The 24,260-nt window shown below is 43.1% G+C and carries 26 protein-coding genes; 19 read left to right on the top strand and 7 right to left on the bottom strand.

What is annotated here, in order from left to right; all coding sequences use genetic code 11:
* Positions 1–72: 72 nt before the first annotated feature.
* On the bottom strand, positions 73–594 hold the full coding sequence (locus tag ACMXYO_RS11695) for a cytochrome P460 family protein (RefSeq protein WP_415885283.1): 522 nt from the start codon (positions 592–594) through the stop codon (positions 73–75).
* A 264-nt stretch (positions 595–858) separates the two neighbouring features.
* On the opposite strand from ACMXYO_RS11695, the gene ACMXYO_RS11690 reads away from it, so the two are divergent.
* The 4 genes from ACMXYO_RS11690 (at position 859) to ACMXYO_RS11675 (ending at position 6,785) form a co-directional block, all read left to right on the top strand.
* Positions 859–2,853: a methyl-accepting chemotaxis protein gene (locus ACMXYO_RS11690; protein ID WP_415888099.1), complete on the top strand. Its 1,995-nt coding sequence runs from the start codon at positions 859–861 to the stop codon at positions 2,851–2,853.
* Positions 2,854–3,436: 583 nt separating this feature from the next.
* Positions 3,437–5,449, top strand: coding sequence for a methyl-accepting chemotaxis protein (locus tag ACMXYO_RS11685; RefSeq protein WP_415885282.1), 2,013 nt, complete (start codon positions 3,437–3,439; stop codon positions 5,447–5,449).
* A gap of 154 nt (positions 5,450–5,603) precedes the next feature.
* Positions 5,604–6,173, top strand: a complete 570-nt coding sequence (locus ACMXYO_RS11680; protein WP_415885281.1) for a phosphoribosyltransferase — start codon at positions 5,604–5,606, stop codon at positions 6,171–6,173.
* A gap of 27 nt (positions 6,174–6,200) precedes the next feature.
* On the top strand, positions 6,201–6,785 hold the full coding sequence (locus ACMXYO_RS11675; protein WP_415885280.1) for a DNA-3-methyladenine glycosylase I: 585 nt from the start codon (positions 6,201–6,203) through the stop codon (positions 6,783–6,785).
* Between the two features lie 35 nt (positions 6,786–6,820).
* Here ACMXYO_RS11675 and ACMXYO_RS11670 read toward each other — a convergent pair whose 3' ends face one another.
* A complete protein-coding gene (locus ACMXYO_RS11670) occupies positions 6,821–7,513 on the bottom strand; it encodes a pirin family protein (protein ID WP_415885279.1) in 693 nt (230 codons plus the stop codon).
* Between the two features lie 56 nt (positions 7,514–7,569).
* Complete coding sequence (locus ACMXYO_RS11665; RefSeq protein WP_415885278.1) at positions 7,570–8,016, bottom strand: DoxX family protein; 447 nt, start codon at positions 8,014–8,016, stop codon at positions 7,570–7,572.
* Between the two features lie 156 nt (positions 8,017–8,172).
* On the opposite strand from ACMXYO_RS11665, the gene ACMXYO_RS11660 reads away from it, so the two are divergent.
* Both ACMXYO_RS11660 and ACMXYO_RS11655 read left to right on the top strand, forming a co-directional pair.
* The gene (locus ACMXYO_RS11660; protein ID WP_415885277.1) at positions 8,173–9,054 is read left to right on the top strand and encodes a LysR family transcriptional regulator; all 882 of its coding nucleotides are present in this window, start codon (positions 8,173–8,175) and stop codon (positions 9,052–9,054) included.
* A 49-nt stretch (positions 9,055–9,103) separates the two neighbouring features.
* Positions 9,104–10,108 carry a class I SAM-dependent rRNA methyltransferase gene (locus ACMXYO_RS11655; protein WP_415885276.1) on the top strand — a complete coding sequence of 335 codons (1,005 nt, stop codon included), beginning with the start codon at positions 9,104–9,106 and terminating at the stop codon, positions 10,106–10,108.
* Here the strand turns inward: ACMXYO_RS11655 and ACMXYO_RS11650 are convergent.
* A complete protein-coding gene (locus tag ACMXYO_RS11650) occupies positions 10,105–10,428 on the bottom strand; it encodes an MGMT family protein (RefSeq protein ID WP_415885275.1) in 324 nt (107 codons plus the stop codon). The genes ACMXYO_RS11655 and ACMXYO_RS11650 overlap by 4 nt on opposite strands.
* A gap of 99 nt (positions 10,429–10,527) precedes the next feature.
* On the opposite strand from ACMXYO_RS11650, the gene ACMXYO_RS11645 reads away from it, so the two are divergent.
* The 7 genes from ACMXYO_RS11645 (at position 10,528) to ACMXYO_RS11615 (ending at position 15,803) form a co-directional block, all read left to right on the top strand.
* Positions 10,528–11,994, top strand: a complete 1,467-nt coding sequence (locus tag ACMXYO_RS11645) for a protein adenylyltransferase SelO (RefSeq protein WP_415885274.1) — start codon at positions 10,528–10,530, stop codon at positions 11,992–11,994.
* Positions 11,995–12,049: 55 nt separating this feature from the next.
* Positions 12,050–12,493 (top strand): MarR family winged helix-turn-helix transcriptional regulator, encoded by a 444-nt coding sequence (locus ACMXYO_RS11640; protein WP_415885273.1) that lies wholly within the window; start codon positions 12,050–12,052, stop codon positions 12,491–12,493.
* A gap of 39 nt (positions 12,494–12,532) precedes the next feature.
* Positions 12,533–13,162: a glutathione S-transferase family protein gene (locus ACMXYO_RS11635; protein ID WP_415885272.1), complete on the top strand. Its 630-nt coding sequence runs from the start codon at positions 12,533–12,535 to the stop codon at positions 13,160–13,162.
* Positions 13,163–13,213: 51 nt separating this feature from the next.
* The gene (locus ACMXYO_RS11630) at positions 13,214–13,516 is read left to right on the top strand and encodes a hypothetical protein (RefSeq protein WP_415885271.1); all 303 of its coding nucleotides are present in this window, start codon (positions 13,214–13,216) and stop codon (positions 13,514–13,516) included.
* A gap of 312 nt (positions 13,517–13,828) precedes the next feature.
* Positions 13,829–14,032 (top strand): cold-shock protein, encoded by a 204-nt coding sequence (locus tag ACMXYO_RS11625; RefSeq protein WP_415883947.1) that lies wholly within the window; start codon positions 13,829–13,831, stop codon positions 14,030–14,032.
* A gap of 278 nt (positions 14,033–14,310) precedes the next feature.
* Complete coding sequence (locus ACMXYO_RS11620; protein WP_415885270.1) at positions 14,311–14,658, top strand: hypothetical protein; 348 nt, start codon at positions 14,311–14,313, stop codon at positions 14,656–14,658.
* A 104-nt stretch (positions 14,659–14,762) separates the two neighbouring features.
* Complete coding sequence (locus tag ACMXYO_RS11615; protein ID WP_415884719.1) at positions 14,763–15,803, top strand: IS481 family transposase; 1,041 nt, start codon at positions 14,763–14,765, stop codon at positions 15,801–15,803.
* A gap of 125 nt (positions 15,804–15,928) precedes the next feature.
* On the opposite strand, the gene ACMXYO_RS11610 is transcribed toward ACMXYO_RS11615, so the two are convergent.
* Complete coding sequence (locus ACMXYO_RS11610; RefSeq protein ID WP_415883949.1) at positions 15,929–16,249, bottom strand: DUF3301 domain-containing protein; 321 nt, start codon at positions 16,247–16,249, stop codon at positions 15,929–15,931.
* Positions 16,250–16,352: 103 nt separating this feature from the next.
* Here ACMXYO_RS11610 and ACMXYO_RS11605 point away from each other — a divergent pair, with 103 nt between their 5' ends.
* Together ACMXYO_RS11605 and htpG are read left to right on the top strand one after the other, a co-directional pair.
* Positions 16,353–17,066 carry a DUF599 domain-containing protein gene (locus ACMXYO_RS11605; protein WP_415885269.1) on the top strand — a complete coding sequence of 238 codons (714 nt, stop codon included), beginning with the start codon at positions 16,353–16,355 and terminating at the stop codon, positions 17,064–17,066.
* A gap of 164 nt (positions 17,067–17,230) precedes the next feature.
* The gene (gene htpG / locus ACMXYO_RS11600; RefSeq protein ID WP_415885268.1) at positions 17,231–19,156 is read left to right on the top strand and encodes a molecular chaperone HtpG; all 1,926 of its coding nucleotides are present in this window, start codon (positions 17,231–17,233) and stop codon (positions 19,154–19,156) included.
* A gap of 85 nt (positions 19,157–19,241) precedes the next feature.
* On the opposite strand, the gene ACMXYO_RS11595 is transcribed toward htpG, so the two are convergent.
* Positions 19,242–20,138 (bottom strand): LysR family transcriptional regulator, encoded by an 897-nt coding sequence (locus tag ACMXYO_RS11595; RefSeq protein WP_415885267.1) that lies wholly within the window; start codon positions 20,136–20,138, stop codon positions 19,242–19,244.
* 72 nt (positions 20,139–20,210) lie between these two features.
* Positions 20,211–20,552 (bottom strand): hypothetical protein, encoded by a 342-nt coding sequence (locus tag ACMXYO_RS11590; RefSeq protein ID WP_415885266.1) that lies wholly within the window; start codon positions 20,550–20,552, stop codon positions 20,211–20,213.
* A gap of 443 nt (positions 20,553–20,995) precedes the next feature.
* Between ACMXYO_RS11590 and ACMXYO_RS11585 the strand changes: the two genes are divergently transcribed.
* From ACMXYO_RS11585 to ACMXYO_RS11570, 4 genes are all read left to right on the top strand, one after another.
* Positions 20,996–21,292, top strand: coding sequence for a c-type cytochrome (locus ACMXYO_RS11585; RefSeq protein WP_415885265.1), 297 nt, complete (start codon positions 20,996–20,998; stop codon positions 21,290–21,292).
* Between the two features lie 245 nt (positions 21,293–21,537).
* Positions 21,538–21,888 (top strand): TraR/DksA family transcriptional regulator, encoded by a 351-nt coding sequence (locus tag ACMXYO_RS11580; RefSeq protein WP_415885264.1) that lies wholly within the window; start codon positions 21,538–21,540, stop codon positions 21,886–21,888.
* Positions 21,889–21,945: 57 nt separating this feature from the next.
* Positions 21,946–23,271, top strand: coding sequence for an ATP-binding protein (locus ACMXYO_RS11575; RefSeq protein WP_415885263.1), 1,326 nt, complete (start codon positions 21,946–21,948; stop codon positions 23,269–23,271).
* Entirely contained in the window at positions 23,264–24,259 is a 996-nt protein-coding gene (locus tag ACMXYO_RS11570; protein WP_415885262.1) for a HupU protein, read from the top strand. The genes ACMXYO_RS11575 and ACMXYO_RS11570 overlap by 8 nt, the downstream gene beginning before the upstream one ends.
* Position 24,260: the final 1 nt, after the last annotated feature.

Below are 24,260 nucleotides of genomic sequence, written 5' to 3'. Positions count from 1 at the left end.
GAAAAATAAAACCCTGATTCAAGCATAGTGCCTGATAAAATCAGGGTCTAGAATATCGCTATAACAGGTGGATTACTTCATCGCTTGTTCTGTAAGGATATGTTCGTAAGAGAAGAGGTGATGGCTGTCTTTATAAGGCGCGTGACAAGCTGCGCAAGCAGTTAGATCTTTGTTAACGCGTTTACCATCAGGTTTAAATGCTGCGAAATCCCAATCATCGTTACCTAAACCTTCTGGGTATTCGGCGGCAGCACCTTCGCGGCGTTCCATTACTGCGACAAGCGCAAATTTATCTTTAAGTCGTTGACCCAGTTTAGAGGTAAGAACATTACCGTCAGCGTCTTTTTTCGCTTTATAGACCTCTGCAACAATCACCGAACCGTAAGGTAATTGCCCATTTTCCTGAGTGCCGCTCAGACCCTTATTGTTGATATATAGGCGAATGTATTGGTCATGATTTTGAGTGCGGTTGAGGGATAAATAAGGGGTGAAATTGGTTTTATAGTCCGCAGGAAAATCAACCTGATCGCCTGGAGCTGCCCAGCACAGAGTAGACGTTAACAGTCCCGCTGCCATAGTGGATAGGAGTTTCATTTTACATCCTCGCTGTATTTATTTTTGTAGTAGAAAGATATCTTTTAGATGTATTTATAATGCATGTTATGTGTTTGATCAACTCTATTTGTGATTCTAGATGGGTTACAAGTGTAGTTGTTTGGCTATGAATCTAATTCAAGCTAGAACTGTTATGACTAACTATTAAAAATGGCAGTTTACTTTATTTGGTCTACAGTGCATGGAGCACGCACAAAATGTGCAGGGATGTAGATTTAAATTTGTTGCAAGGAGGGCTGTGTGATGTTCCGCTCACTCACTATTCGTAAAAAAATCTTAATGTCATTGCTTTTGATGGGGCTTGTGCCCTTGTTGATTGCTATCAGTGTAGCGATTATTGATAGTAGTAATGCACTTGAAAGTTCAGTTTATCAACAGCTCACAGGTATACGAGAAATCAAAAAGAGGCAAATAGAGAACTATTTTGCAGAAAGGGAGATTGATCTAAATCAGCTAGCTGAAATTGTACGTTTAAGGCAGCCTAATCAGCTAGATGATCCTGAACCCTACAAGGTATCCGCTTCCTCGGACCAAGCGTATTCGAATTTTCAAAAACAAGGTGGTTACTATGATTTGTTTTTGATTAATCCTCGGGGAGATATTTTTTATACGGTAGAGAGGGAGCCCGATTTTGGTACTAACCTGATAACAGGTGCTTATGCAGATTCAAATTTAGCACGCTTGTTTAAACAAGTACTAGGATCTGGACAGTTTGGTATTACTGATTTTGCTCCTTATGCTCCTTCAAATGGTGCCGCAGCAGCGTTTATAGCGCTACCTATTAAGAATGCTGGGGGGATTATCGAACTGGTAGTTGCTTTGCAGTTATCGATTACAGATATCAACAGCATTATGGGAGAACGTAATGGCTTAGGTGAGACTGGAGAAACCTATTTGGTCGGACCCGATCATTTAATGCGATCTGACTCATTTTTGGATCCTGTTTACCATACTGTTTTAGCGTCTTTCGCAAATCCAGATAAAGGCAAGGTTGATACTCAAGCCGCGAATGACGCTTTAGCTCAAAAAACCGGCACAAACATCATTATCGATTACAACGGCAATCCAGTTTTATCTTCCTATACACCGGTTACTATTCAAGGTTTGCGATGGGCCTTATTAGCTGAAATGGATGAAGCTGAGGCGTTTGCCCCTATATACGATTTGCAGTGGTTGTTGGGCTCTCTGCTAATTAGTTCGTTAATCATTATTGTTCTTGTTGCTTTGAAGCTAGCGGGTTCACTTGCGAACCCTATTAGTCGCATTTCACAACATATGAAAGAAATCGCCAGTGGCAGTGGTGATCTCACAGTTGAATTAGAAGTGAAAGGCAGCGATGAAATTGCTTTATTGTCGAGTCGTTTTAATACTTTTGTAAATAAGATTAGAAATACTGTTAGTGATGTTGCTGAATCAACCAAAGTAATGGCCGAGGCTACTGAGCAACTATCTCAAAATGTGGACACAACTCAGGTTTCAATTAATCAACAACAACAAGACACAAGCCAAGCAGCAGCGGCAATTAATCAGATGACGGCTGCTGTGCAGCAAGTTGCATGTAGTACCAGTGAAGCGCTGGCCGTTACGCATCAAGCGCAAACTGATGTCGAAACAGGTCTAAGAGTCACACAGGAAACCATTGATGTGATCAATGCATTAGCATCTGAGGTTGAGCAAGCAAATCAGGTTATTCAAAGACTGAATATGCAAAGTGATTCAGTAACGACTGTTCTCGAAGTCATTAGAGATATTGCTGACCAAACAAATTTACTAGCCTTAAATGCAGCAATAGAAGCCGCCCGTGCAGGAGACAGCGGTCGAGGGTTTTCTGTCGTGGCTGATGAAGTACGTAATCTTGCACAAAGAACTCAAGCTTCTACTGAGGAGATTGATACCATCATTACTGATCTACAAGGATATGCCCGTAGTTCGATGGATGTGATGAATAAAGGTAGGGTCATAGCTGCTAGCGGTGTTGAACAGGCAGCGGAAACAGGAGCAGCTCTAGAGCGTATTATTATTTCGGTTAACCATCTAACAGAGATGAATACTCAAATAGCGACTGCTTCAGAACAACAAGCACAAGTATCTGAAGAGATTAATCGTAGTATTTTAAGTATTGATCAGATTGCACAGGTTAATGCTGATGGCGCTAGCCAAACACAAGAATCTAATCTTCGCTTGTCTGAACTGAGCAGCCGTTTGAAGCGCTTAGTTGGGGAGTTTAAATTGGCTTAGATTAGATTAAATTTGTGTTGCTTGAATTTGGTTTATGGTTAATGGGGCAGCTTTTTAAGCTGCTTGACCAAGCCATAAATTGTTTTTGTTAGTCTATTAAGATCCCTTGGCGCTGTTTGAGGCTTGTATAGGGTTCTTATTTCAGAGTGAATGAGTATCGATTGAATACCCACTTTATTATGAATCCGCTCCTAGTGTTAAAGAGCAATATGGCAACGGTGGATAGGGATTTATTCATAATCGTAGCTCCCCCGTTGGATAAAGCTTTAGTAACAATACCTATTTGTTTTATCGTGTTTAATGCGATGAATTATTTATTGCTTTCCCCTCTCAATAAAACCCTTTGATTACTTATGGTTACTTTACGAAAAGAGAGTAAGGATCTATAACTTACTAGTGCTTTGGGTTTGTTTGGGTGCTGCTTAAGTATCGTTTTGTTCTGTCGCGGTTGTTTAAAAGCCCCTTGAATAGCTTTAATTCGATAAAGTGCAGAAAAATCTGTAAAGATTTGTAGTTATATATTGCTGAAACGTCTTTTTTCTAAGAAAAATAGCGGCGTTTTTTGCAAAAGGGTGGAAGTAGAATGTCTTGGTTTGGCCGTAATAAAACCTCAAAAAACACTGTTGCTGATAGCGATGTCATTAAGGTTAAGTCCCTAAGTAGTAGAGAGATATCTCAACAAAATCTAGAATCCTTGAATTTCCAAGGCTCATCTACTGCACTTGTTTTAGCCTTTATCTCACCGCATTTGGATTTTGAAGGGACTGTTCGCCAGCTAAAATCTGCTTTGCCAGATGTCTCTAAAGTTGTCGGTATCATGACTGCGGGGGAATTGAGTTCCTGCGGTGCTAGCCTTTACCACGACGCTGATAATCATTGGGATCACATCGTAGTTCAAAGCTATAGTCAGGCTGTTTTCGCGGATGTTCACATAAGTTCCATTCCTCTTCATTGTGAAGATATTAGATCTGGCAATGTAACGATGACGCGCAAAGAGCGTGTTAATAAACTTGCCGCAGAATTTAGTCGCGTTAATGTACCTTTCGACATTAACTATCAAGATACGTTAGCGCTGACATTCTTCGATGGCTTATCAGCAAGTGAAAACTTTTTCATGCAAGGTTTGTATGAAAGTGGTGAATTCCCATGTTATTTCGTTGGGGGGTCAGCTGGTGGTAAGTTAGATTTCCAGCAAGCGTTGGTTTATGACGGTGATCGCGTCGCACATAACCAAGCTGTAGTGATCTTTGTTAAGTTAGCTGAAAATACTCGTTATGGAGTGTTTAAGTCTCATAACTTTGAAAAAACGCCTACCTCCTTTGTTATTGCAGAATCCGATGTACATTCTCGTGTAGTTAAATCTGTTATTAAGGATGGCAACTATCAGCTAACCAGCATTGTTGATCTGCTATGTGAACATTTTAACTGTTCGGCATCTAACTTAGGTGATGCTTTGAATGGCTACTCATTTGCGGTAGAGATTGGTGGTGAACTGTTTGTACGTTCAATTGCAGGTATAAACGAAGCTGATGGTAGTATCGCTTTCTTCTGTGACTTGGACTTTGGTGACCGTCTATTTTTGGTTAAGGCTAAGGACTTTGCGCAAAGTACGAGTCAATCTTTCCGTAACTTTATGCATGGCAAACCAGGTAAGCCTGTAGCGATGCTAGCAAATGATTGCGTTTTGCGTCGTTTAAACAATGCGATGAATTTGTCGCAAGTGCATGATTTTGACGATGTCAAAGTAGCGGGCTTCTCAACCTTTGGTGAGCTGCTGGGTGTGCATATGAACCAAACGCTAACTGCATTGTTCTTCTTTAAAGTACAGCCAGGCGAACAGTTCAAAGATGAGTATGCGGATAAATTTCCGTTCCACTACAGTAATTTCCGTCAATACTTCTTAAATTCTCGTATCAATAGTTTGGAGCAGATTAACCAACTGCAAAGTAACCTTGTTGAATGCATGGGTGAATATCGTCCATTGTTACGAAAAATGGTCGATAGCTTTGGTCAAGTTGCAGGATATGCACAAAGTACAGGTAGTGTGTTGAATGATATCCAGCGAAGATTCCTTGGCTTCTCGCAAGATATAGAAACTCAGAGCAGTGATCGTCAGGCTCTGCACACGAAGGTTGAAGATCTGAAACATAATTCAGAAGAAGTGTTATCCATCTTGAACGTTATCTCGGGCATTGCGGATCAAACCAACCTCTTGGCATTGAATGCTGCAATTGAGGCAGCACGAGCAGGTGAAGCTGGTCGCGGGTTTGCCGTAGTAGCGGATGAAGTACGTCAGCTTTCTCATAATACCCAGCAAAGCTTGGATCAAACAGGTAAAACAGTTGATGCGGTAACAAGCTCTATCAGCTCCATCCGTGAAACAATCACCGATACTGAAGAGTTTATGGTGCAGATCTCAGATAGTTCGAAGAACTTAAGTACTGAGATGCAGAGTTTAGTTGAGTCCTCTACGCAAGCAGATCAACAAGTACGCGATAGCATTGATTACATCTCTGATGTTGAATCAGAGATGGATCACATTGATCGTGAAGTAGAAGCGATCGATCGTCTAAGGCAGTTAGATATTCAGCGTTAAACTTGATCGTAAACTTCAAAAAGCCACATCAGGATGTGGCTTTTTTTGTTTTAGGCATATAAATACTGCTATAAATAGTGAATGCCGTGATCGTCACACAGAAAATGAAAGGCTATGATACCCCTCATATTTCTTAGTGAGTGAACTAGGGCCGATGAACAAAGTTTATATAAGCGCTCAGCAGTTGTTAGAAGATTCTACCCAGATGGCGCTGCAGATTTTCGAGAGTGGTTTCCGACCTGATTACATCGTCGGTGTTTGGCGAGGGGGCGCGCCTGTAGGAATCTCGGTACAGGAGGTGTTGGCTTGCCTAGGAGTTAAATCTGACCATATTGCGATTCGAACTTCATCTTATACAGGCATAGGTGAGCGCAGCCGACAGATCAAAGTACATGGTTTAACTTACTTGATTAAGCGCTTAGAGTCTGAGGATTCTCTCCTTATCGTAGATGATGTGCATGATTCGGGGTTAAGCATTTCGCAAACGATTAAAGAGATAAAAGCGGCGTGTAAGAAGAACACGCCAGAGATCAAAATAGCGACTCCTTATTACAAGCCTGAAAATAATCAAACAGATTCAGAACCTGATTTTTATGTGCATAAAAGTCATGATTGGTTAGTGTTTCCCCATGAACTTGAAGGTTTGACTCAAACTGAAATTTTGCAGAATAAGCCTGAATTTGCGGCTGTCGCTGCCAAGATGGCTGAATTAGGTCGCTTTTAAGCGTCTGGACGTTAATAAGGAGCCCTTATGAAAATATCGGAAAGAGATGGCAAGAAGCGTTGTTTTGGCAATAAACCAGGGCAAGAATTTTATGCCGATTATCATGATAATGAATGGGGTATTCCAGAATATGATGATCAAAAACTCTTCGAAATGTTGATGCTTGAAGGTGCTCAGGCAGGCCTAAGTTGGGAAACTGTTTTGCGCAAAAGAGAAGGCTATCGCAAAGCCTTTTATAACTTTGATGTCGAAAAAGTTATGAACATGACTGACGCAGAGTTGGAAGCGCTGCGAGAAAATCCGGAGATCATCCGCAATAAACTTAAGATCTATTCAGCGCGCAAAAATGCGCTAGCCTTCCGCGCAATACAGAAAGAATTTGGCTCGTTTTCAAGTTATCTGTGGGCCTATGTCGATAACAAGCAGATTGTGAATCACTGGCAAAAATTTGAAGAGGTCCCTGTGACCACTGAGATCAGTGATTCGATTTCAAAAAATCTGAAGAAACGGGGTATGTCATTTGTCGGATCGACCATTATCTATGCTTATATGCAAGCCGTCGGTATGGTCGATGATCACCTTGCAGAGTGCTGGTGTCGAACAGAAAAATAGAATGAGCCGGTTCCTGCTCCGGCTCCGGCTCCGGCTCATTCTTTTGGCAGATCAAATAGCAGGGCTTCAAATGACAGAAGTTCTTTCAGGTCAATCTGGCTTTCCTGATTGAGTGTGAAGCCATCGCCTTTTACTGCCTTTAATCCGTTGATCACCCCTTCGCCTTTAGCGAAATGAAGGTAATAGGTCCTGTTTGTTGCTAGGGGAATATCCAGCGTTTCATGATGGCTATTCAGTTTATAAATATAAGCATCCTGTCGAACTGCAAGGCTGTCAGCTTCTCCCGAGGGTGAAACGATCAGCGTGACTCCCTTTGTTTCAGAAAAATTCTTTTCAAAGTATCTCGGTTCGGTCTCTGTTGTGTCGGGGCGAATCCAAATCTGCAGAAAGTTCAGGTCTGCACTGTCTGAAGGGTTGTATTCACTGTGCAAAATTCCGGTACCTGCACTCATGACCTGAACATCACCTGCGTTGAGAACAGTGTGGTATCCCATTGTGTCTTTGTGTTCTATCTTGCCATCCAACACATAGCTGATGATCTCCATATTACGATGCGGGTGTGTCTCAAACCCAGCGCCAGGGCTAACGATGTCGTCGTTAATCACACGGAGTGCTGAAACACCCATATGTTTGGGATCGTAGTAGTGAGCAAAGGAAAATGTATGTTGTGATTTCAGCCAGCTATATTCAGCTAAGCCACGCTCATGGTGTTTTCTTTTAGTAATCATAATGGAGCCACGGTCGTTTAAGAGGGTGGGGCACCCTCTATTAAGTTTTGGCGAATTTATGCAAGTTGTTTACGAATGATTGCATCGACCGACAGTCGACCTGCGCCGCTAAAAAGCAGTGATACGGATACGGCCAGAAGAGCTAAGCCGAATTCGTAGCCGTTATTGCTCATAAACAGGCCATTGCTGAAGTGGACGGTAAAGATAGCAACCAGCATAGTGATCGCCAGTACTGCAGCGGCTGGGCGGATCAATAAGCCAATCAGAAGTGCCAGGCCGCCAAAGAACTCAGCGCTACCCGCCATGAGTGCCATCAGGTAGCCGGGCTCCAGACCAATAGATGCCATCCATTGACCGGTTCCTTCGAGACCGTATCCGCCAAAAGCGCCGAATAATTTTTGTGCGCCGTGAGCCATAAAGATAATGCCCGCAGGTATGCGTAGCGCCAGTGTTGATAAGCCCGCTTTGCTATCTAGTAGGTTTTTGATCAGTGCATTGTTCATCGTTTATTCCTCAAAAGTATTTGTTTAATCACTTGGTTTGATTGATGGATCCATGATAAACAGGTGTTATTGATAAAAATAACGGAGAATTTTGATCTAAAAGATCAAATTATTTGAACTATGTATTCGCCGATTACACTCGATGCGCTGAGGGTTATGGATGCGATCGACAGAAGGAAGAGTTTCGCCGCTGCGGCTGAAGAGCTTTATCGTGTGCCTTCTGCAATCTCCTATACCGTGAATAAGCTAGAAGAAGAGTTGCAGGTCGAACTCTTTGATCGCTCTAAACGTAAAGCTGAACTGACCTCCGTAGGACGGTTGATTCTGGAGCAGGGGCGCCAGATTTTGATCGCAACCGAAGAGCTGACGGCACTGGCGAAACAATCGGTGCAGGGTTGGGAGGTAGAGATAACAATCTGCATAGACAGTCTGATCAATTGCGACCCCGTCTATGAATTGATGGCCGAGTTTCAGGAATTACAACCCAGAGTTAAGGTTAATATTTTAGAAGAGGTATTAGGCGGGAGTTGGGATGCTCTTAATTCAAGGCGCTGTGACTTTGTCATTGGTGCCCCTGGTCAGGCCCCTTCGACTGAATTTCAGGTTCATCATCTGGGGGATGTGGTGTTTGAGTTTGCGGTGAATAAAGGTCACCCCCTAACTGAGCTTGCACAGCCAATCGCCCTTGAACAGATCAATGCCTATCCAACGGTTGTGGTGGCAGATAGCTCACGAAACTTGCCTGTCCGATCAACCGGTTTGCTGGATGGGCAGAGTCGAATTACCGTTCCCAGTATGGATAAAAAGGTAGCCGCTCAGATCAGTGGTCTGGGTGTGGGTTATCTGCCGATGCATTTGATCCAAACCCAGGTAGCTAGCGGTGATCTTGAGTTGCTTTCGCTGGCGGATTATCGCGAAAACACCCCCGTGCATCTTGCCTGGCATAAAGGAAAACAGGGTAAAGGGGTGAATTGGTTTATTGAAAAGCTGAAAGGCTATTCTTTTGAGCCAGTGAAGGGATTGATTAGGTCGCCTTAGTGGGTGGTACAGAGTACAATCGCCACCTACATTATTTAGGAATCTCCTCATGTCTGATCTAACCTCTCTAATGAAGAACGCCGATAAACATCGAGCCGAACTTCTGATACAACTGCAAGAGGAGAGTACTACTTGTTATCGTTTACTTCATGGTACGAATGAGGGAGTATCCGGATTAACCATTGATCGTTATGGTCCGCAGCTTTTAATTCAAACTTTTCATGAAGCTTTATCGACGGATCAAGTTGACCTGATCAGTGATCATTACGCGTCTCTATTTAACATAGAAGAGGTGGTATATAACGATCGTAGCGCACGTAACTCACGTCGTGAAGATGAACACAATAAACGAGGGCTAGAACTCGTTGGTCAGGAACTGGGTATTAATTACCGCGTTAGGGGCAAGCATGCGGGGCAAGATCCTCTGTTGTTTCTAGACATGCGTGTAGGCCGTCGTTACGTTCAAGAAAATGCAAAAGATAAATCTGTCCTAAACTTGTTTTCCTATACCTGCGGTGTGGGTGTTTGTGCGGCGTCTGCAGGAGCATCACAAGTGGTAAATGTTGACTTTGCCGAGCGGAATCTAGATGTAGGTAGAGAAAACGCCGAGCTTAATCAGCTCTCTGAAGATCGTATTGAGTTTATTCAAAGTGACTTCTTTACCGCAGCAAAACAGTTTGCAGGCATCCCAATCAAGCAGCGTGTTAAGAGGGGGCAGAAGCCTCGTCAGTACTTTAAGCTGGATGAACAACAATTTGATCTGGTTTATCTAGATCCACCACGTTGGGCGAAAAGCCCTTTTGGCACGGTAGATCTGATTCGTGATTATCAAAGCGTTTTAAAACCATCCATATTATCGACGAAACCAGGTGGAACCTTGGTGTGTACTAACAATGTTGCCAAAGTAGAGATGGATGAGTGGTTAGATCTGGTTAAGCGTTGTGCAAATAAAGCAGGACAGCCTGTTGTGGATTATGAGTTGCTACAACCTGAAATTGATTTTCCGTCTGCTGACGGACAACACCCATTAAAAATAGCGGTACTGCATTTTTAAGGTTGCCAGCGATAATCCTTCAGCCTGATCTTACCTTTGATCAGGCTAATTCCTTCATTTTCTAATCGTTCTCTTTGACGGCTGTAAGCTTCACTATCTTGTGGGAAAGATATCTTGCCTTGAGCATTAATAACTCTATGCCAAGGCAATTGTGTATCTTTAGGTAATTGGCTTAGTGTTCTGCCCACTGCACGAGCCATATTTGATAACCCCGCCAGTTCTGCAACCTGACCGTAGGTAGCTACTTGTCCTGCTGGGATCATAGCAACGATCTGCCAGATCTTCTCTTGGTAACTCGGGCTGTTTGAGGTGTTAGTCATAGCAGTGAAAATAACCTTATAAGAGAGGGGATGATAGTACCTGAGTAAAATGCTAGGGTAATAGGAAGTCTACACCAAGAGTAAAGGGATACTATCATTATGGCTTCGCTTGAAAACCTCAACTTTGATAACAGCTACTTGCGGTTGCCAAATCTGTTTTATCAACAGATAGAACCAACTCCATTAAATGATCCCTTTTTAATTGCATTTAACCCTGATGTTGCGACTTTGCTGGATTTGGATGCTAACAGTGTCCAGTCTGCGGATCTGGCTAAATATTTCAGTGGTCAAGCATTATTACCAGGCAGTCAGCCTCTCGCCATGAAATATACGGGTCATCAGTTTGGGGTTTATAACCCTGAATTGGGCGATGGTCGCGGCCTATTACTTGGAGAAGTCGTAAACAGTAAAGAGGAACGATGGGATCTTCATCTTAAAGGCTCAGGTAAAACAGCGTTCTCTCGTTTTGGTGACGGCCGAGCGGTACTGCGTTCCAGTATCCGTGAGTATCTGATCAGTGAAGCTATGTCTGGTCTTGGTATTCCAACCACTCGCGCGTTGGCGTTGGTTGGCAGTCAAGAGAAAGTGATGCGTGATGGCATGATGGAATCTTGTGCAGCTCTTTTACGTGTGACTCAATGTCATATCCGCTTTGGTCACTTTGAATATCTCTATTACTCCCGGCAGCATGATGAGTTAAAAGTTTTAGCAGATTACTGTTTAGAGCGTTTTTACCCGCAGTTTAAAGAGGCTGATCAGCCTTATCAGGCGATGTACGAAGAGGTTATTCAGCGCAGCGCTGAATTAGTCGCTAAATGGCAAGCTTATGGTTTTGTTCATGCTGTCTTAAATACAGATAATATGTCGTTGCTAGGAGAAGCTTTCGATTATGGGCCGTTCAGCTTTTTGGATACCTATAAGCCGAAGCTCGTGAGTAATCACAATGATCATAAAGGCCGCTACGCTTTTGACCGCCAGCCTGAAATTGTGCAGTGGAATTTGTCCTGCCTCGGTCAGGCTTTATTAACATTGATTGATAAGAATGATGTGATCGCGCTATTAGATAGCTATCCCGAGCGATATAAAAAAGCAGAGCTAACTGAATTTAGACGTCGTTTAGGTTTACAGGCAGATGAGCAGGGTGATAGTGAGCTTGTGCGAGAATTGTTGCAGCTATTTGCGCAACAAAATGTCGATATGAATCGATTCTTCCGAACTCTCTCTAATTTTGACGGTAGTGATGAATCGATTGCTGATTTGATGAAGCTGATCAGTTATCCATCAGCTTTAACGCCTTGGCTATTGAAGTACGAACAGCGTTTGGAAAATGAGCCAGCGAGCCAACCGATTCGAAAAGCGCAAATGCGCTCGGTTAATCCTCAATTCATTCTACGTAACTATATGGCCGAAGAAGCGATTCGATCTGCGACGGATGGTGACTTTACTTTAGTTAATGATCTAATGGCCTTACTGAAAAATCCGATGCAGGATAATTCAGCTTTTGAGCGTTATGCTGAAGCTCCTCCAGAATGGGCGGGAGGGATCTGCCTGACTTGCTCCTCTTAAAACTATTTTTGTAATAGAGGTTGATTATCATGTATATGCATATATAATTAATCCCATGGATATTCAAAACGACATAATGCGACTAGAAAAGCTCCCGTGCCTTAACTTCAGTTTAAGGAAGGCCGTCAGGGTTCTAAACCGAATCTATGATCAGTATTTAGCTGAGGCAGGTTTAACGGGTGGGCAGTTCAGTATCTTATATGTTGTTCATGAACTAGATGTAGCTACAAATAAAAAGCTACAGAGTATTTTAGTTTTGGACCAGACAACCTTAACTAGAAATTTAAAACCATTGCTCAGAGAGGGTTACCTCTCATCTATACCTAGCGTGACGGATAGACGTCAGAAAAACCTGAGTTTAACGCCCGAGGGAAAAGCTAAATTTCTTGAGGCAAGAGAGCAATGGTTTAAAGCGCAGCAGAAAATCTATAAGGAATTAGGGCCAGAGTTAAGTGAGCAGCTGATTTCTTTGAGTGATACCGTTGTGAAATTGGACTAATTTTTACACATGAATACATGTATATGCATGGTGATAATTGTGGAGCTTTTTACTTACCCTTTAACTTGTAACGCAATCAAGGTCAGCTTGATTTTGGCTGAATTACAGATTGAACCTGAATTAACACTGATCACCTTGAATAAAGGTGAGCAAAAGAGGGCAGAGTTTTTGAGTCTAAACCCGAATGGCACGATTCCCGTCTTAAAGGATCAGGACAAAGTACTGTGGGAATCTAATGCAATTTTGTTTTATTTGGCCAAGGCATATAACTCGCCGCTGTCGGCGAAAAACTTCCTAGAGGAGGTTGAAGTGATGCGTTGGCTGAATTGGCAAGCGTCTGAGTGGAGTGCTGCCAGTAGCGGTTTTGCACATCATCGTGTGATGCGGCCTTTTTGGGGCTTAGCGTCAGATGAAGAAAGGTTAGCTGCACTGGATAACTCTTTTAAAAAATATGCAGCAATTTTAGATCAGCAATTATCTTGGCAGGATTTTCTGATTTCAGATGATATTAGCATCGCTGACATTTCTGTTGCCTCTACATTGATGTTCTGGCGAGAGGCTGAGATCCCTATCGAGGACTACAGCAATCTACATGAGTGGCTTCAGCGTTTAGAAAATCAGTCTTGGTGGCTGGATACAAAAGAAAATTTAAATAATTTTTTAACATAAAAGCATGTATATGCATTTATGTTGAATCAAATCCAAAGAAGAAGGTGTGTTATGAAAACGTTAAATAAAAGTATGTTATTGGCTGTACTTCTAATTCCTGCAGCACAAGGTTTTGCAGATCAACAAGAGGAAATGATCAATTATCTTCACAGCCCTGCAGCGCGCACTGCTGATGTCCAGCATCAGGCTAATGCGGAAGGAAGTTCGGTAGTTGATCAATCAAAAATTATGATCGCTGATTTGAATACGCCGTATTTGAAAAGCGACATAGTTAAAGCTGATATCAAGCAGAAAGGAATGGGGAAGGATGCTCAACTCGTAATGATCCAGAGCTTGTTAACAACCCGCCTTTAAGAATTAGTGCTACAACCCAAATTTACCCCTCTTCGCTAAGTAAAGAGGGGTAAAAGCGACTCAATTATTACGATTCATTCATATCTCTATAATTAGATTGAAATGATTGAATTTAAGGGAAAAAAATCGTTGACCTTTCCATAGATAGCTCTATAGAATGAAGATCGCTTGAAAGTAAGCCGTATATTTATGTACACCATTTCGAAGTTCTATCAGTACCTCGTCCTGTTTTTCATAAGTAATCACAGCACTTCCAGCACAATCCGCCTGTAAAAGGGCAAAAATTACTCTGAAAGATATAGGACTATAGATATGTCTACTACTGGTACAGTTAAATGGTTTAACGAAGAAAAAGGTTTTGGTTTCATCGAGCAGGAAAACGGCCCAGACGTTTTCGCTCACTTCTCTGCGATCCAAGGCGACGGCTTCAAAACTTTGACTGAAGGTCAGAAAGTTGAGTTCACTGTAACTCAAGGCCAGAAAGGTCCACAAGCTGAGAACATCGTTAAGGTTTAATCCTTAGCTGATATTCAGTTTGAAAAGAAGCAAGGCTAAGGCCTTGCTTTTTTTATGCCTGAAATTTACTCAGTGTGAATTATTTCCGCTCTTTATGGTCCAATTTAAGCGGTAAATCGTATATTTATAAAAGCGCTCAGGAAAAGAAGTTGGTAGGTCTTCCTGCAATCTTCCTTGAGCTTGCCATATAAGTGCAACTAATGCCCTTGGATGTAATGGAATAGGAGAAGGAACGAAGTCGATATAAAGCGCGCGTAATTTGCGTCGGAGTATTGATTATGAAACTTTTACTCGGAACCACTCTAGCACTTTCTTTATTAATCCCTAGTGTCGCTTCAGCCCACACGCAGCAAGATGCAATGATTCATAATTTGCTTAATCCGCAAGCAAGAACCCTGCTATGGGCTTATGCTCTGCCCGAGAGAGAGATGAATGAAGTCGCTCAAAGTGAAGTCTTTATCAGTGATTTTCTTAACCCGTCTGGAAGCTATACTCCCAAAATGATGACAGATATGGATTCCATAAATAGGCAGTTTGAAATGAACCCAACTGCGGCGGGAGAAATGATGTCCGATGAGGCTGAATCAACCTATATGATAGAAGGGTTATACAACCCTAGTTTATAAAGTGAATTAGTCTCTACCTAATCTGACATATCTTCTTGAGAAAGAGAGAGTTACCCGTTTTGATAAAGGTGCTGAAATCTTAAATCAAAACAAAGGTAACTCTCATGTTGCATACTAGCAATCCCATCATTAAACACAAAGCAGGCTTACTCAACCTTGCGGAAGAACTTGGAAACGTCTCAAAAGCCTGCAAAGTAATGGGTGTCTCCCGTGATACGTTTTATCGCTATCAGGAACTTGTTGAGGAAGGCGGTGTTGATTCACTGATCAACCGATCTCGCAGAACGCCCAATGTCAAAAACCGTGTAGATGAGCAGATTGAGAACGCTGTCATTGAACACGCGATAGCTTTCCCCGCTCATGGCCAAGCCCGAACCAGTAACGAACTGCGTAAAGCTGGCGTGTTTGTATCGGGCAGTGGTGTTCGTTCCATCTGGCTACGTCATAACTTAGAAAACTTTAAAAAGCGCCTTTCGGCTCTGGAAGCAAAGGTTGCGAGTGAAGGTATCATTCTGACGGATGACCAAGTGGCTGCGCTTGAGAAGAAGAAACAAGATGACGAAGCCTGCGGTGAAATAGAAACGCATCATCCTGGCTATCTGGGTTCTCAGGACACGTTCTACGTGGGTAATCTAAAAGGGGTTGGCAGGATATATCAGCAAACCTTTGTTGATACGTACAGCAAGGTAGCGTTCGCTAAGCTCTACACGACGAAAACCCCAATTACCTCAGCCGATGTATTGAATGATCGTGTATTACCATTCTTTGAGGCTCAGGAGCTGCCTATGCTGCGTATCCTGACTGATCGAGGCACGGAATACTGTGGCAAGGTTGAGCAGCACGATTACCAGCTATATCTCGCCATCAACGATATTGATCACACGAAAACCAAAGCGAGACACCCACAGACTAACGGTATCTGTGAGCGCTTCCATAAAACGATATTGAACGAGTTTTATCAGGTTACGTTCCGTAAAAAGCTCTATGCTTCACTGGAAGAACTGCAAAAAGATCTGGACGAATGGCTGGATTATTACAACAATGAACGAACTCATCAGGGGAAAATGTGCTGTGGCAGAACGCCACTGGAAACATTGCTTGATGGAAAACAGATTTGGGCTGAAAAGAATTTAGCCCAAATCTAATCTGACAGTAGCACTGGAAAGAACGGGTAACTGTCAGATCAGGTCTGAGCTAGTACATATAAAGGTATGTATTAAAAGCCCTAGTAATATGGATGTTAATACTAGGGCTGTGGAGCTGATCGGGGTTACTGCATACGATGGGGATCAAGCTGAAAGTCGGTGATTGCCTTGCCTAAAATTACGACCCTTCCGCTATAACGTTCTTCGCCTGTTGAGGAAAACTCGAAATTATATGAGCGCCAGATCCTGATCTGTCCCTTAGCATCGCGTTTAAGCCAAAAACCTCTCAAGTTAATATTGTCATCAAGAAGCTGTAACTCAAGTTCCTTACACTGCCTACGGGTATATCTAAGTGCGACCTCTTTAATCTTTTGTGACTGCCACCAGTGATACATCGCAAAGATGATTAAGGTGATCCAGAAGAGGGCTTCAATATCTATATACATCGATTTCTTGTTTCCAAGGATTTATGGGTTCCTTTGATTGTGACTTGTTTTACAATGAGTTGTTTCAGATTGCACGATTAATTTTCTACTCAGGATCGAATAGATGTCATCTATCTCCCAGTTTGTAATGGATAACTGGCTTAACCTTCTGGCATTAATATGGTTTTTGATCTGCTTCAAAGGCTATATGTATTACGCACGTAAACGCAGTTATGAAACGCCTTGCCTTGCCAGTGTTTTACATATGTATCGAAAAGAGTGGATGACACGCATGCTTACCCGAGATGTGCGAATTGCCGATACAACGGCGATTGCGAATCTAGAGCGTAGCGTATCCTTCTTTGCATCCACCACCATGCTGATACTTGCCGGTCTGATGACCATACTAGGCTCTACTCAACAAGCGATTGATGTGGTGGCGGATATCCCATTTACCTTCCACGCGACGCGTGCAGAATGGGAATTGAAAATCCTTCTTTTGATTACGTTGTTTGTTTACGCCTTCTTCAAATTTACCTGGAGTCTGCGTCAGTATGGATTTGTTTCAATCATGATTGGTGGTGCCCCTGCGCCCGAAGAGCACATCTCTCAGCAGCAGGCGGATGCGCACTCTAATCGTATTGCTAAAATGACCTCAATGGCCGCGAACAGTTTTAACCTTGGTTTGCGTACCTACTATTTCTGTTTGGCGATCTTGGGTTGGTTTATCAATCCATGGATCTTTATGGGGCTGACGGCCGGCGTTGTATTCGTGCTCTATCGACGTGAATTCAAATCGTCTACTCTCAAAACATTGATGATGAGTGCAGGAGAATAAAAGTTAAAAACCTCTCCCTTTACGCTTGAAAAGGTCTAGCACGTCCCAATATTCCAGTTATTGGCGGAGAGCTTGCTAAGGTTCAGCAAGTTCTCCACTACAGTTTTGTTGCATTAGGGCAGCGCTGTAGTTTTAGAAATAACAGACATATTGGATAAGTGTTGATGACTACTGAAACGCGTACAGAAACTCACGGTTTCCAGACTGAAGTGAAGCAACTGCTTCATTTGATGATTCACTCCTTGTATTCAAATAAAGATATTTTTCTGCGTGAGCTAATCTCTAACGCATCTGACGCTGCAGAAAAATTGCGTTTCGAAGCGCTTTCAAATGGCGCGCTTTATGAAAACGATGGCGATCTAAAGATCAACATCAGCTTTGATAAAGAAGCTAAGACCCTAACTATCGCGGACAATGGTATTGGTATGAGCCGCGATGATGTGATCGAACACCTAGGTACGATCGCTAAATCGGGTACAGCACAATTCCTATCTCAGTTAACGGGCGATCAAAACAAAGATAGCCAGTTGATTGGTCAGTTCGGTGTTGGTTTCTACTCCTCTTTCATCGTTGCTGACAAAGTAGAAGTTTTCACGCGTAAAGCTGGCTTGCCTACAGAGCAGGGCGTTCACTGGGTCTCTGAAGGTGAAGGCGAATTCACTATTGGTGAAGTCGAAAAAGCGGGCCGCGGTACTAGCATCGTACTTCACCTAAAAGAGGGTGAAGAGAGTTTTGCGGACGGTTTCGCACTGCGTGGTTTGGTACGTAAGTACTCTGACCATATCTCTATCCCTGTAATCATGCAGAAAGAGGCGATGCCTAACTTCGGTGAAGAGGGTGAAGAGAAAGAAGCCGCTGCTGAAGAGCCAGAAGATGAAACAGTAAACAGTGCAACAGCGCTGTGGACACGCAACAAATCAGAGATCTCTGAAGAAGAGTATCAAGAGTTCTACAAGCACATCTCTCACGATTTTGGCAATCCATTAACTTGGGCGCACAACCGCGTTGAAGGTAACATGGAATACACCAGCCTATTGTTCGTGCCAGAGCGTGCACCTTACGATCTGTGGAATCGTGAAGCGCCAAAAGGCCTTAAGCTATACGTACAACGTGTATTTATCATGGATCAGGCGGACGAGTTCTTGCCTCTATACCTACGATTCATGAAAGGTGTTATCGACACTAAAGATCTATCCCTAAACGTATCTCGCGAGATTCTTCAGAAAGATGCTAACGTTGATAAGCTTCGCAGTGCACTAACTAAGCGTGTACTGGATATGCTAATCAAACTGGGTAAGAACAATGAAGAAAAATACGCTGCGTTCTGGAAAGAGTTTGGTCAGGTTCTAAAAGAAGGTCCTGCGGAAGACTACGGTAACCGTGAGAAGATCCTTAAGTTGATGCGTTTCTCTTCTACTCATGCTGACAGCGAAGAGCAGAATGTATCTCTGGATCAATATATCGAGCGTATGCAGGAAGGTCAGGACAAGATCTATTACGTTGTTGCGGATAACTACAACACGGCGAAAAACAGCCCGCACTTGGAGATCTTCCGCAAGAAAGGTATCGAAGTACTGCTGATGACTGATCGTATTGATGACTGGATGATGAGCCAGCTTCAAAACTACGATGAGAAAACCTTCCAAGACGTCACTAAAGGTCAGCTAGACCTAGAAGAGACAGCAACAGAAGAAGAGAAGAAAGAGCAGGAAGAAGCAGCTAAAGAGCTAGAAGGCCTAGTTGATCGTTTGAAAACTAGCCTAGGTGAAAAAGTTGCTGATGTTCGCATCACCAACCGTCTAACTGATTCTCCAGCATGTCTTGTTCTTGGTGAGCAGGATATGGGTCTTCAGATGCGCCAGATTATGGAAGCAGCAGGTCAGGCAGTGCCAGACACTAAGCCAACATTTGAGGTAAACCCTGAGCACCCACTGATCGAAAAACTAGATAAAGAAGCAGACGAAGACCGCTTTGGTGATCTAGCTTCTGTTCTATTCGATCAAGCAGGCCTAGCCGCTGGTGCACAACTAGATGACCCAGCCAGCTACGTTGCGCGTTTGAACAAACTACTACTTGAGCTAAGTGCATAATCAAGTAGTTAGATTCTAAAAAAGCGGCTCTATATGAGCCGCTTTTTTGTGCAGAGAATCAATAGGTTATATGTATATTAAAATCTCAGATTTGAAGTGATTTGTTTCGTTTACATATTGCATTGATCGTTGGATTGCTTGAGCTGCTTCTGCGCGTAATTCCGTATAGGTCATCAGTTACCTCGGTAATTTCTGCAATACACTCAACGCCGTATTGGCGGCAGACTTCTTCAGCTATGACTGTTGGAGCAGCAAAGACCCCATGCCCTTTAGACCCGAAGACTTTTATTAACGCACTGTCATCAATTTGAGCTTTTACATATGGCCTTATTTGATGTTCCTCAAACCACTGTATCAGTTGGGCAAACCAAGGGGCATTAATTGCATTGGATAAGAAGGTCTGTTTATCCATACTGATGGGGAAGTTCTCGCGTAGCTCGGCTGCTTTTTGGGGCTCTGCAAACAATGATACGGTCGATGAATCGAGTTTATAGATGAACAGATTGGAATCTGAATTGTATTCAGGGAGTTCATCAGTCAGCAACAGATCGATTTTCTTCTGGCTTAACAGTGTTAGCAGTTGAGAGGGGATTCCGGTTGTACTATTCAGCGTCACTTCTTGATCAATCTCAAAAACAGGTTCGATCAGGTGATAGGCGATGAGTTTATGGATCGATGATGAGATGCCAACATTTAAGTTAATCGGGCGATTTTGTGGTTTCTCCTCCAGAAAACGATCTAACTCCTCTGCAATGTTAAACATTTGATCGGCGTATCGAGCGACTTGCTTTCCTAAAGGAGTAATCAGCAAATTCCGGCCTTTTCGCGTGAATAGAAGACCGCCAATGGACTCTTCGAGAGAAGAAATCTGGCTGCTGATCGTTTGCGGCGTTAAATCTGCAATCTCACTGGCTTTGGCAATCGAACCTTCCTTGGCGACCAGCCAAAAGAAATAAAGATGACGAAGGTTATACTTACTCATAAATCGGTTTCACCCTTGGTCGTGAACTCAGAGATGATAAATAAGTATAACCCTCATCAAAAGGGGAAGTGCTTAAGAGGCAATTGAATGTTGGACTGTGTTTAGCACAGTCGGTGTCTGTCTGGATTCAGTTGCTTTTTCTTCTACAATGAATAGGTGATAAGCCTCTGGACCAAAAGAATCCAGAGCGGTTAAAAGATAAGAGAACTGATCATTTACCGGCTCGCCCGTTCTTTTTACTTTGAAATTAAAACGTTGTGACGGAATGGAGCTGAGCAGTGGTTCTTCGACCCATAAGCAAAGTGATTGATCCGAAATTACATACTCAAATCGAACGGGTTTAAAGCCTTCTTTTAGGGTCAGAGTTTGGGTTTTGTCAGAGAGTTCTAATGGGTATTTCAAAATGGCTTTCATGACTACACTCCAATGTTCTGATTTGGTTTGGAGTATATTTGCTTAGAATAAATCTGTTTTGAACAGTTTTTATAGGTGCTTTACTTCGGAATATTCGATGAAATCGGGCGAAATTTAGTTTTAATATATTATTTTTTGGATGCAAGGTGTATGTCTATACCCATTAAACGTGAAGTTGTTTAGGGTGCTTGAGCGTTAGCTCTCTGCCTAAAAAGGGACTACTTCTTTGACATTTATATGTAGTGCTTAGCGTTAGTCGGAAATAGCTCACTTTATCCCTGTACTGGCTCAACGCTACCATAAAATGTTTTAGCGCCAAAATTCACCTACAGGATGAAAGTAATAAAAAATTGAACAGACCTTTTAGTCTTTATGCGCTGGATCAAGGATTTTTTAACGAATTTACTGTTGAATGAAAATTAAAAATTCAGTGAGGTGGATTTATGGGTAAGTTAGTTCAGGGTATCGCTTGTGGCTTGTTGGTAGCTGTTTCTTTCGGCGCTCAGGCTGATGGTCAAGCTGTTTACGATAAGCATTGCAAAGGTTGTCATGTGGCAGGTGTTGGTAACGCGCCAAAACCAGGTGATAAGGCAGAGTGGGATAAGCGCAGTGCAGCCGGTATCGATGCAATGGTTCAGACCGTTATTCAGGGTAAAGGTGCTATGCCAAAAGGTGGTACTTGCACTGACTGTGATGAAGCGGCTCTAAAAGAAGCGGTTGAAGTGCTTCTAGCTCAATAATCTAACATTGAGCCTTTTCTATCGAAATATGGCAGAGTCTGCTGCTGTATTTCGGTAGTGATTACAAAATTTCTCCTTTCCTCTCTATTTTCAAACCTATCCCTTTCCGTGGTAATTCAGTCTTTTTAATATGAATTATTTATGCCACGCTGTACTGATCTTAAAATATAAGTATTACCCGTATTATTGCTAAAACTTTAAACTGTATATTAGGTTGATTGAAGCTGGATTCGTATGAGGCGTGTATGGCTGATTTTATTGATGAAACTCAAGTAGATACATTACTTAAACAGCTCCATCAGTTACGAGATGAGCTGGGTGAGGAAGCATCTGCGTTAAAGCATGCTGCGGAACCTGTGAATCTCGATCAACAAGCTTTTGGCCGTGTATCCAGAGGTGATGCTTTGCAACAGCAAAGTATGGCGAAGGCAAACCTATGTCAGTGCCAGGAGCGTATCCAGTTGATCGAAGACGCTTTACACAAAATAGATAATGAAGAATATGGATTTTGTGAAGGTTGCGGTGAGTTGATTTCATTTGCGAGATTAAGTGCGCGACCTGAATCCCTATATTGCCTTAAGTGCCAGCAGGAATAGGAATCCTAATGGTATAGTTTGCTTCAAGGTAAGTGAGTTGTGAGTTCAAGAACCACTATGTCAGATAAGAATAATATGCCACAGCTGGATCCGGGTATTGATGACGCTTGGGTTAGTGTCATCCGAAAAATGGATGAGGCGTATGCTGATCTTGTGCATTCTCAAGTCGAAGTAGAAGAGAAGAATGCTGAACTGCAAGAAAATAAGCAGTTTCTGGATAGTGTTCAGAGTTCTATGAGTGATGTGCTGATTGTGTGTGACCATTTAGGACAGATACAACAAGTTAACCGCGCTTTAGAGATGTTAACAGGCAAGTTAGGTGAAGAGCTGGTTGGCAATCACTTTACCGATCTAGTTGATCCCCGTTTTTTACAAAAGGTTAACGGCTTGATTAATCAGGTACGTGTTCAGCCCGTGCGTGATTGTGAGATCGAACTGCAGGGGATAGATGGTTCTGTACCGCTTTCAATGAACTGCTCGCCACGTAAAAATCATCGTGGACGTCTTGTCGGTATGGTGTTAATCGGGCGGCCATTAGGCGAACTACAAAAAGCTTATATCGAGCTCAATAGTGCCCATGCCGAACTTAAGTTGGCGCAAGAGCGTTTGGTGCAATCAGAAAAGATGGCCTCTCTAGGTCGCTTGGTAGCCGGTGTAGCCCATGAGCTGAATAACCCGATCAGTTTTGTTTATGGCAACATGCATGCTTTGCAGCGCTATACCGATCGATTAAGTCAGTACTTCGATGCGATCAACGAGGGGCAGTCTCGAGACAAACTCAAAGAGATGCGTGAAGAGCTACGTTTAGATAAGTTAATCCGCGATCTTAACTCGCTGGTGGCTGGCACTATGGAGGGAGCTGACCGAGTTAAAGAGATCGTGAATGATCTTAAACAGTTCTCTTCAACCCAAGAATCAGAGAAAACTGTGTTCGATCTAACTCATGTGATCAGAACGGCGCTGCACTGGATTATTAAAGAGAGTAAACAGCCGGTAGAGGTTGTTGATCTTATCCCTTCAGACCTAAAAGCGGTTGGGCACTCTGGCCAAATCCACCAAGTGGTTGTGAATCTCGTGCAAAACGCTGTTGATGCCATGCAAGGTTGTGAGCAGCAATGTTTAACCCTAGAAGCAGAATCATTTAACGACAGAGTCGAATTTAAGGTCAGTGATACTGGGCCGGGTGTTTGTGAGGATGATTTATCTCGCTTGTTTGACCCTTTCTTTACCACTAAACCTGTTGGTCAGGGTACGGGTTTAGGTTTGTCGATCAGTTATGGCATCGTCTCAGAGCATGGCGGTGAACTACGCATCTTTAACCGCGATGAGGGTGGGGCAATGGCTGTTTTAGTGTTACCAACTGAGGGGGCGAAGGATGTTTAATCTTCTTTGGCTTCAATCCGCGGGTTGTGGTGGCTGTTCTATGTCGCTCCTGAATGCTGAATCGCCCGATTTAATCTCTACGTTCAAAGCCGCCAATATCAATCTGCTATGGCACCCATCGCTGAGTGAAGAGACAGGCTCAGAAGTGACTGAACTTTTAGAAAATATCCTCGCAGATGAACTCAAGCTAGATGCATTGTGTATCGAAGGGGCTGTGCCCAGAGGACCTGAAGGTACAGGCCGATTTCATATGTTAGGCGGCACCAATATGCCGATGATGGCTTGGGTCCAAAAATTGGCGCAGAAAGCAAAATATACAGTCGCGATTGGTTCTTGCGCAGCTTATGGCGGCATATCAGCAGCAGGCGATAATATTACAGATGCTGCTGGTTTACAGTTTGAAGGGGAAGTCCCTGGTGGCATTTTAGGGGCTGAATATCGCTCTGCCTCTGGTTTCAATACGGTCAATATATCCGGCTGCCCTGTGCATCCTAACTGGGTAACAGAAACCTTGATTAGCTTGGCGTTAGGAGAGCACACTGAAGAGGCTTTAGATCAATTTGGCCGTCCTCGAATGTATGCAGATCATTTAGTACATCATGGTTGCAGTCGTAATGAATTCTATGAGTACAAAGCCAGTGCTGAAACCCCCGGTGACCTAGGCTGCATGATGGAAAATATGGGGTGCCTTGGTACTCAAGCGCATGCTGATTGTAATACTCGCCCTTGGAATGGTGAGGGCTCATGCACCAAAGGTGGTTATGCTTGCATTAATTGCACAGCGCCCGAGTTTGAAGAGCCTATGCATAGTTTTATGCAGACTCCGAAAGTTGCCGGTATTCCAGTTGGGTTGCCTACAGATATGCCAAAGGCTTGGTTTGTCGCTTTGGCCTCTCTTTCGAAAGCTGCGACGCCGGAGCGTCTGCGTAAGAATGCGACCTCGGAAACACTTATATACCCACCCACAGTCCATAAGAGAAAAAGTTAGA

Origin of the sequence: Neptuniibacter sp. QD37_6 (assembly GCF_047778085.1) — a bacterium.
Taxonomy (GTDB): domain Bacteria; phylum Pseudomonadota; class Gammaproteobacteria; order Pseudomonadales; family Balneatricaceae; genus Neptuniibacter.
Note: the sequence above shows the minus strand (reverse complement) of the source record. Positions and strands in the feature narration are given on the sequence as shown.

Coding starts and splice junctions, on each gene's coding strand:
- ACMXYO_RS11695 (WP_415885283.1), bottom strand. CDS start 594: ATGAAACTCCTATCCACTATGGCAGCGGGACTGTTAACGTCTACTCTG.
- ACMXYO_RS11690 (WP_415888099.1), top strand. CDS start 859: ATGTTCCGCTCACTCACTATTCGTAAAAAAATCTTAATGTCATTGCTT.
- ACMXYO_RS11685 (WP_415885282.1), top strand. CDS start 3,437: ATGTCTTGGTTTGGCCGTAATAAAACCTCAAAAAACACTGTTGCTGAT.
- ACMXYO_RS11680 (WP_415885281.1), top strand. CDS start 5,604: ATGAACAAAGTTTATATAAGCGCTCAGCAGTTGTTAGAAGATTCTACC.
- ACMXYO_RS11675 (WP_415885280.1), top strand. CDS start 6,201: ATGAAAATATCGGAAAGAGATGGCAAGAAGCGTTGTTTTGGCAATAAA.
- ACMXYO_RS11670 (WP_415885279.1), bottom strand. CDS start 7,513: ATGATTACTAAAAGAAAACACCATGAGCGTGGCTTAGCTGAATATAGC.
- ACMXYO_RS11665 (WP_415885278.1), bottom strand. CDS start 8,016: ATGAACAATGCACTGATCAAAAACCTACTAGATAGCAAAGCGGGCTTA.
- ACMXYO_RS11660 (WP_415885277.1), top strand. CDS start 8,173: ATGGATGCGATCGACAGAAGGAAGAGTTTCGCCGCTGCGGCTGAAGAG.
- ACMXYO_RS11655 (WP_415885276.1), top strand. CDS start 9,104: ATGTCTGATCTAACCTCTCTAATGAAGAACGCCGATAAACATCGAGCC.
- ACMXYO_RS11650 (WP_415885275.1), bottom strand. CDS start 10,428: ATGACTAACACCTCAAACAGCCCGAGTTACCAAGAGAAGATCTGGCAG.
- ACMXYO_RS11645 (WP_415885274.1), top strand. CDS start 10,528: ATGGCTTCGCTTGAAAACCTCAACTTTGATAACAGCTACTTGCGGTTG.
- ACMXYO_RS11640 (WP_415885273.1), top strand. CDS start 12,050: ATGGATATTCAAAACGACATAATGCGACTAGAAAAGCTCCCGTGCCTT.
- ACMXYO_RS11630 (WP_415885271.1), top strand. CDS start 13,214: ATGAAAACGTTAAATAAAAGTATGTTATTGGCTGTACTTCTAATTCCT.
- ACMXYO_RS11625 (WP_415883947.1), top strand. CDS start 13,829: ATGTCTACTACTGGTACAGTTAAATGGTTTAACGAAGAAAAAGGTTTT.
- ACMXYO_RS11620 (WP_415885270.1), top strand. CDS start 14,311: ATGAAACTTTTACTCGGAACCACTCTAGCACTTTCTTTATTAATCCCT.
- ACMXYO_RS11615 (WP_415884719.1), top strand. CDS start 14,763: ATGTTGCATACTAGCAATCCCATCATTAAACACAAAGCAGGCTTACTC.
- ACMXYO_RS11610 (WP_415883949.1), bottom strand. CDS start 16,249: ATGTATATAGATATTGAAGCCCTCTTCTGGATCACCTTAATCATCTTT.
- ACMXYO_RS11605 (WP_415885269.1), top strand. CDS start 16,353: ATGTCATCTATCTCCCAGTTTGTAATGGATAACTGGCTTAACCTTCTG.
- htpG (WP_415885268.1), top strand. CDS start 17,231: ATGACTACTGAAACGCGTACAGAAACTCACGGTTTCCAGACTGAAGTG.
- ACMXYO_RS11595 (WP_415885267.1), bottom strand. CDS start 20,138: ATGAGTAAGTATAACCTTCGTCATCTTTATTTCTTTTGGCTGGTCGCC.
- ACMXYO_RS11590 (WP_415885266.1), bottom strand. CDS start 20,552: ATGAAAGCCATTTTGAAATACCCATTAGAACTCTCTGACAAAACCCAA.
- ACMXYO_RS11585 (WP_415885265.1), top strand. CDS start 20,996: ATGGGTAAGTTAGTTCAGGGTATCGCTTGTGGCTTGTTGGTAGCTGTT.
- ACMXYO_RS11580 (WP_415885264.1), top strand. CDS start 21,538: ATGGCTGATTTTATTGATGAAACTCAAGTAGATACATTACTTAAACAG.
- ACMXYO_RS11575 (WP_415885263.1), top strand. CDS start 21,946: ATGTCAGATAAGAATAATATGCCACAGCTGGATCCGGGTATTGATGAC.
- ACMXYO_RS11570 (WP_415885262.1), top strand. CDS start 23,264: ATGTTTAATCTTCTTTGGCTTCAATCCGCGGGTTGTGGTGGCTGTTCT.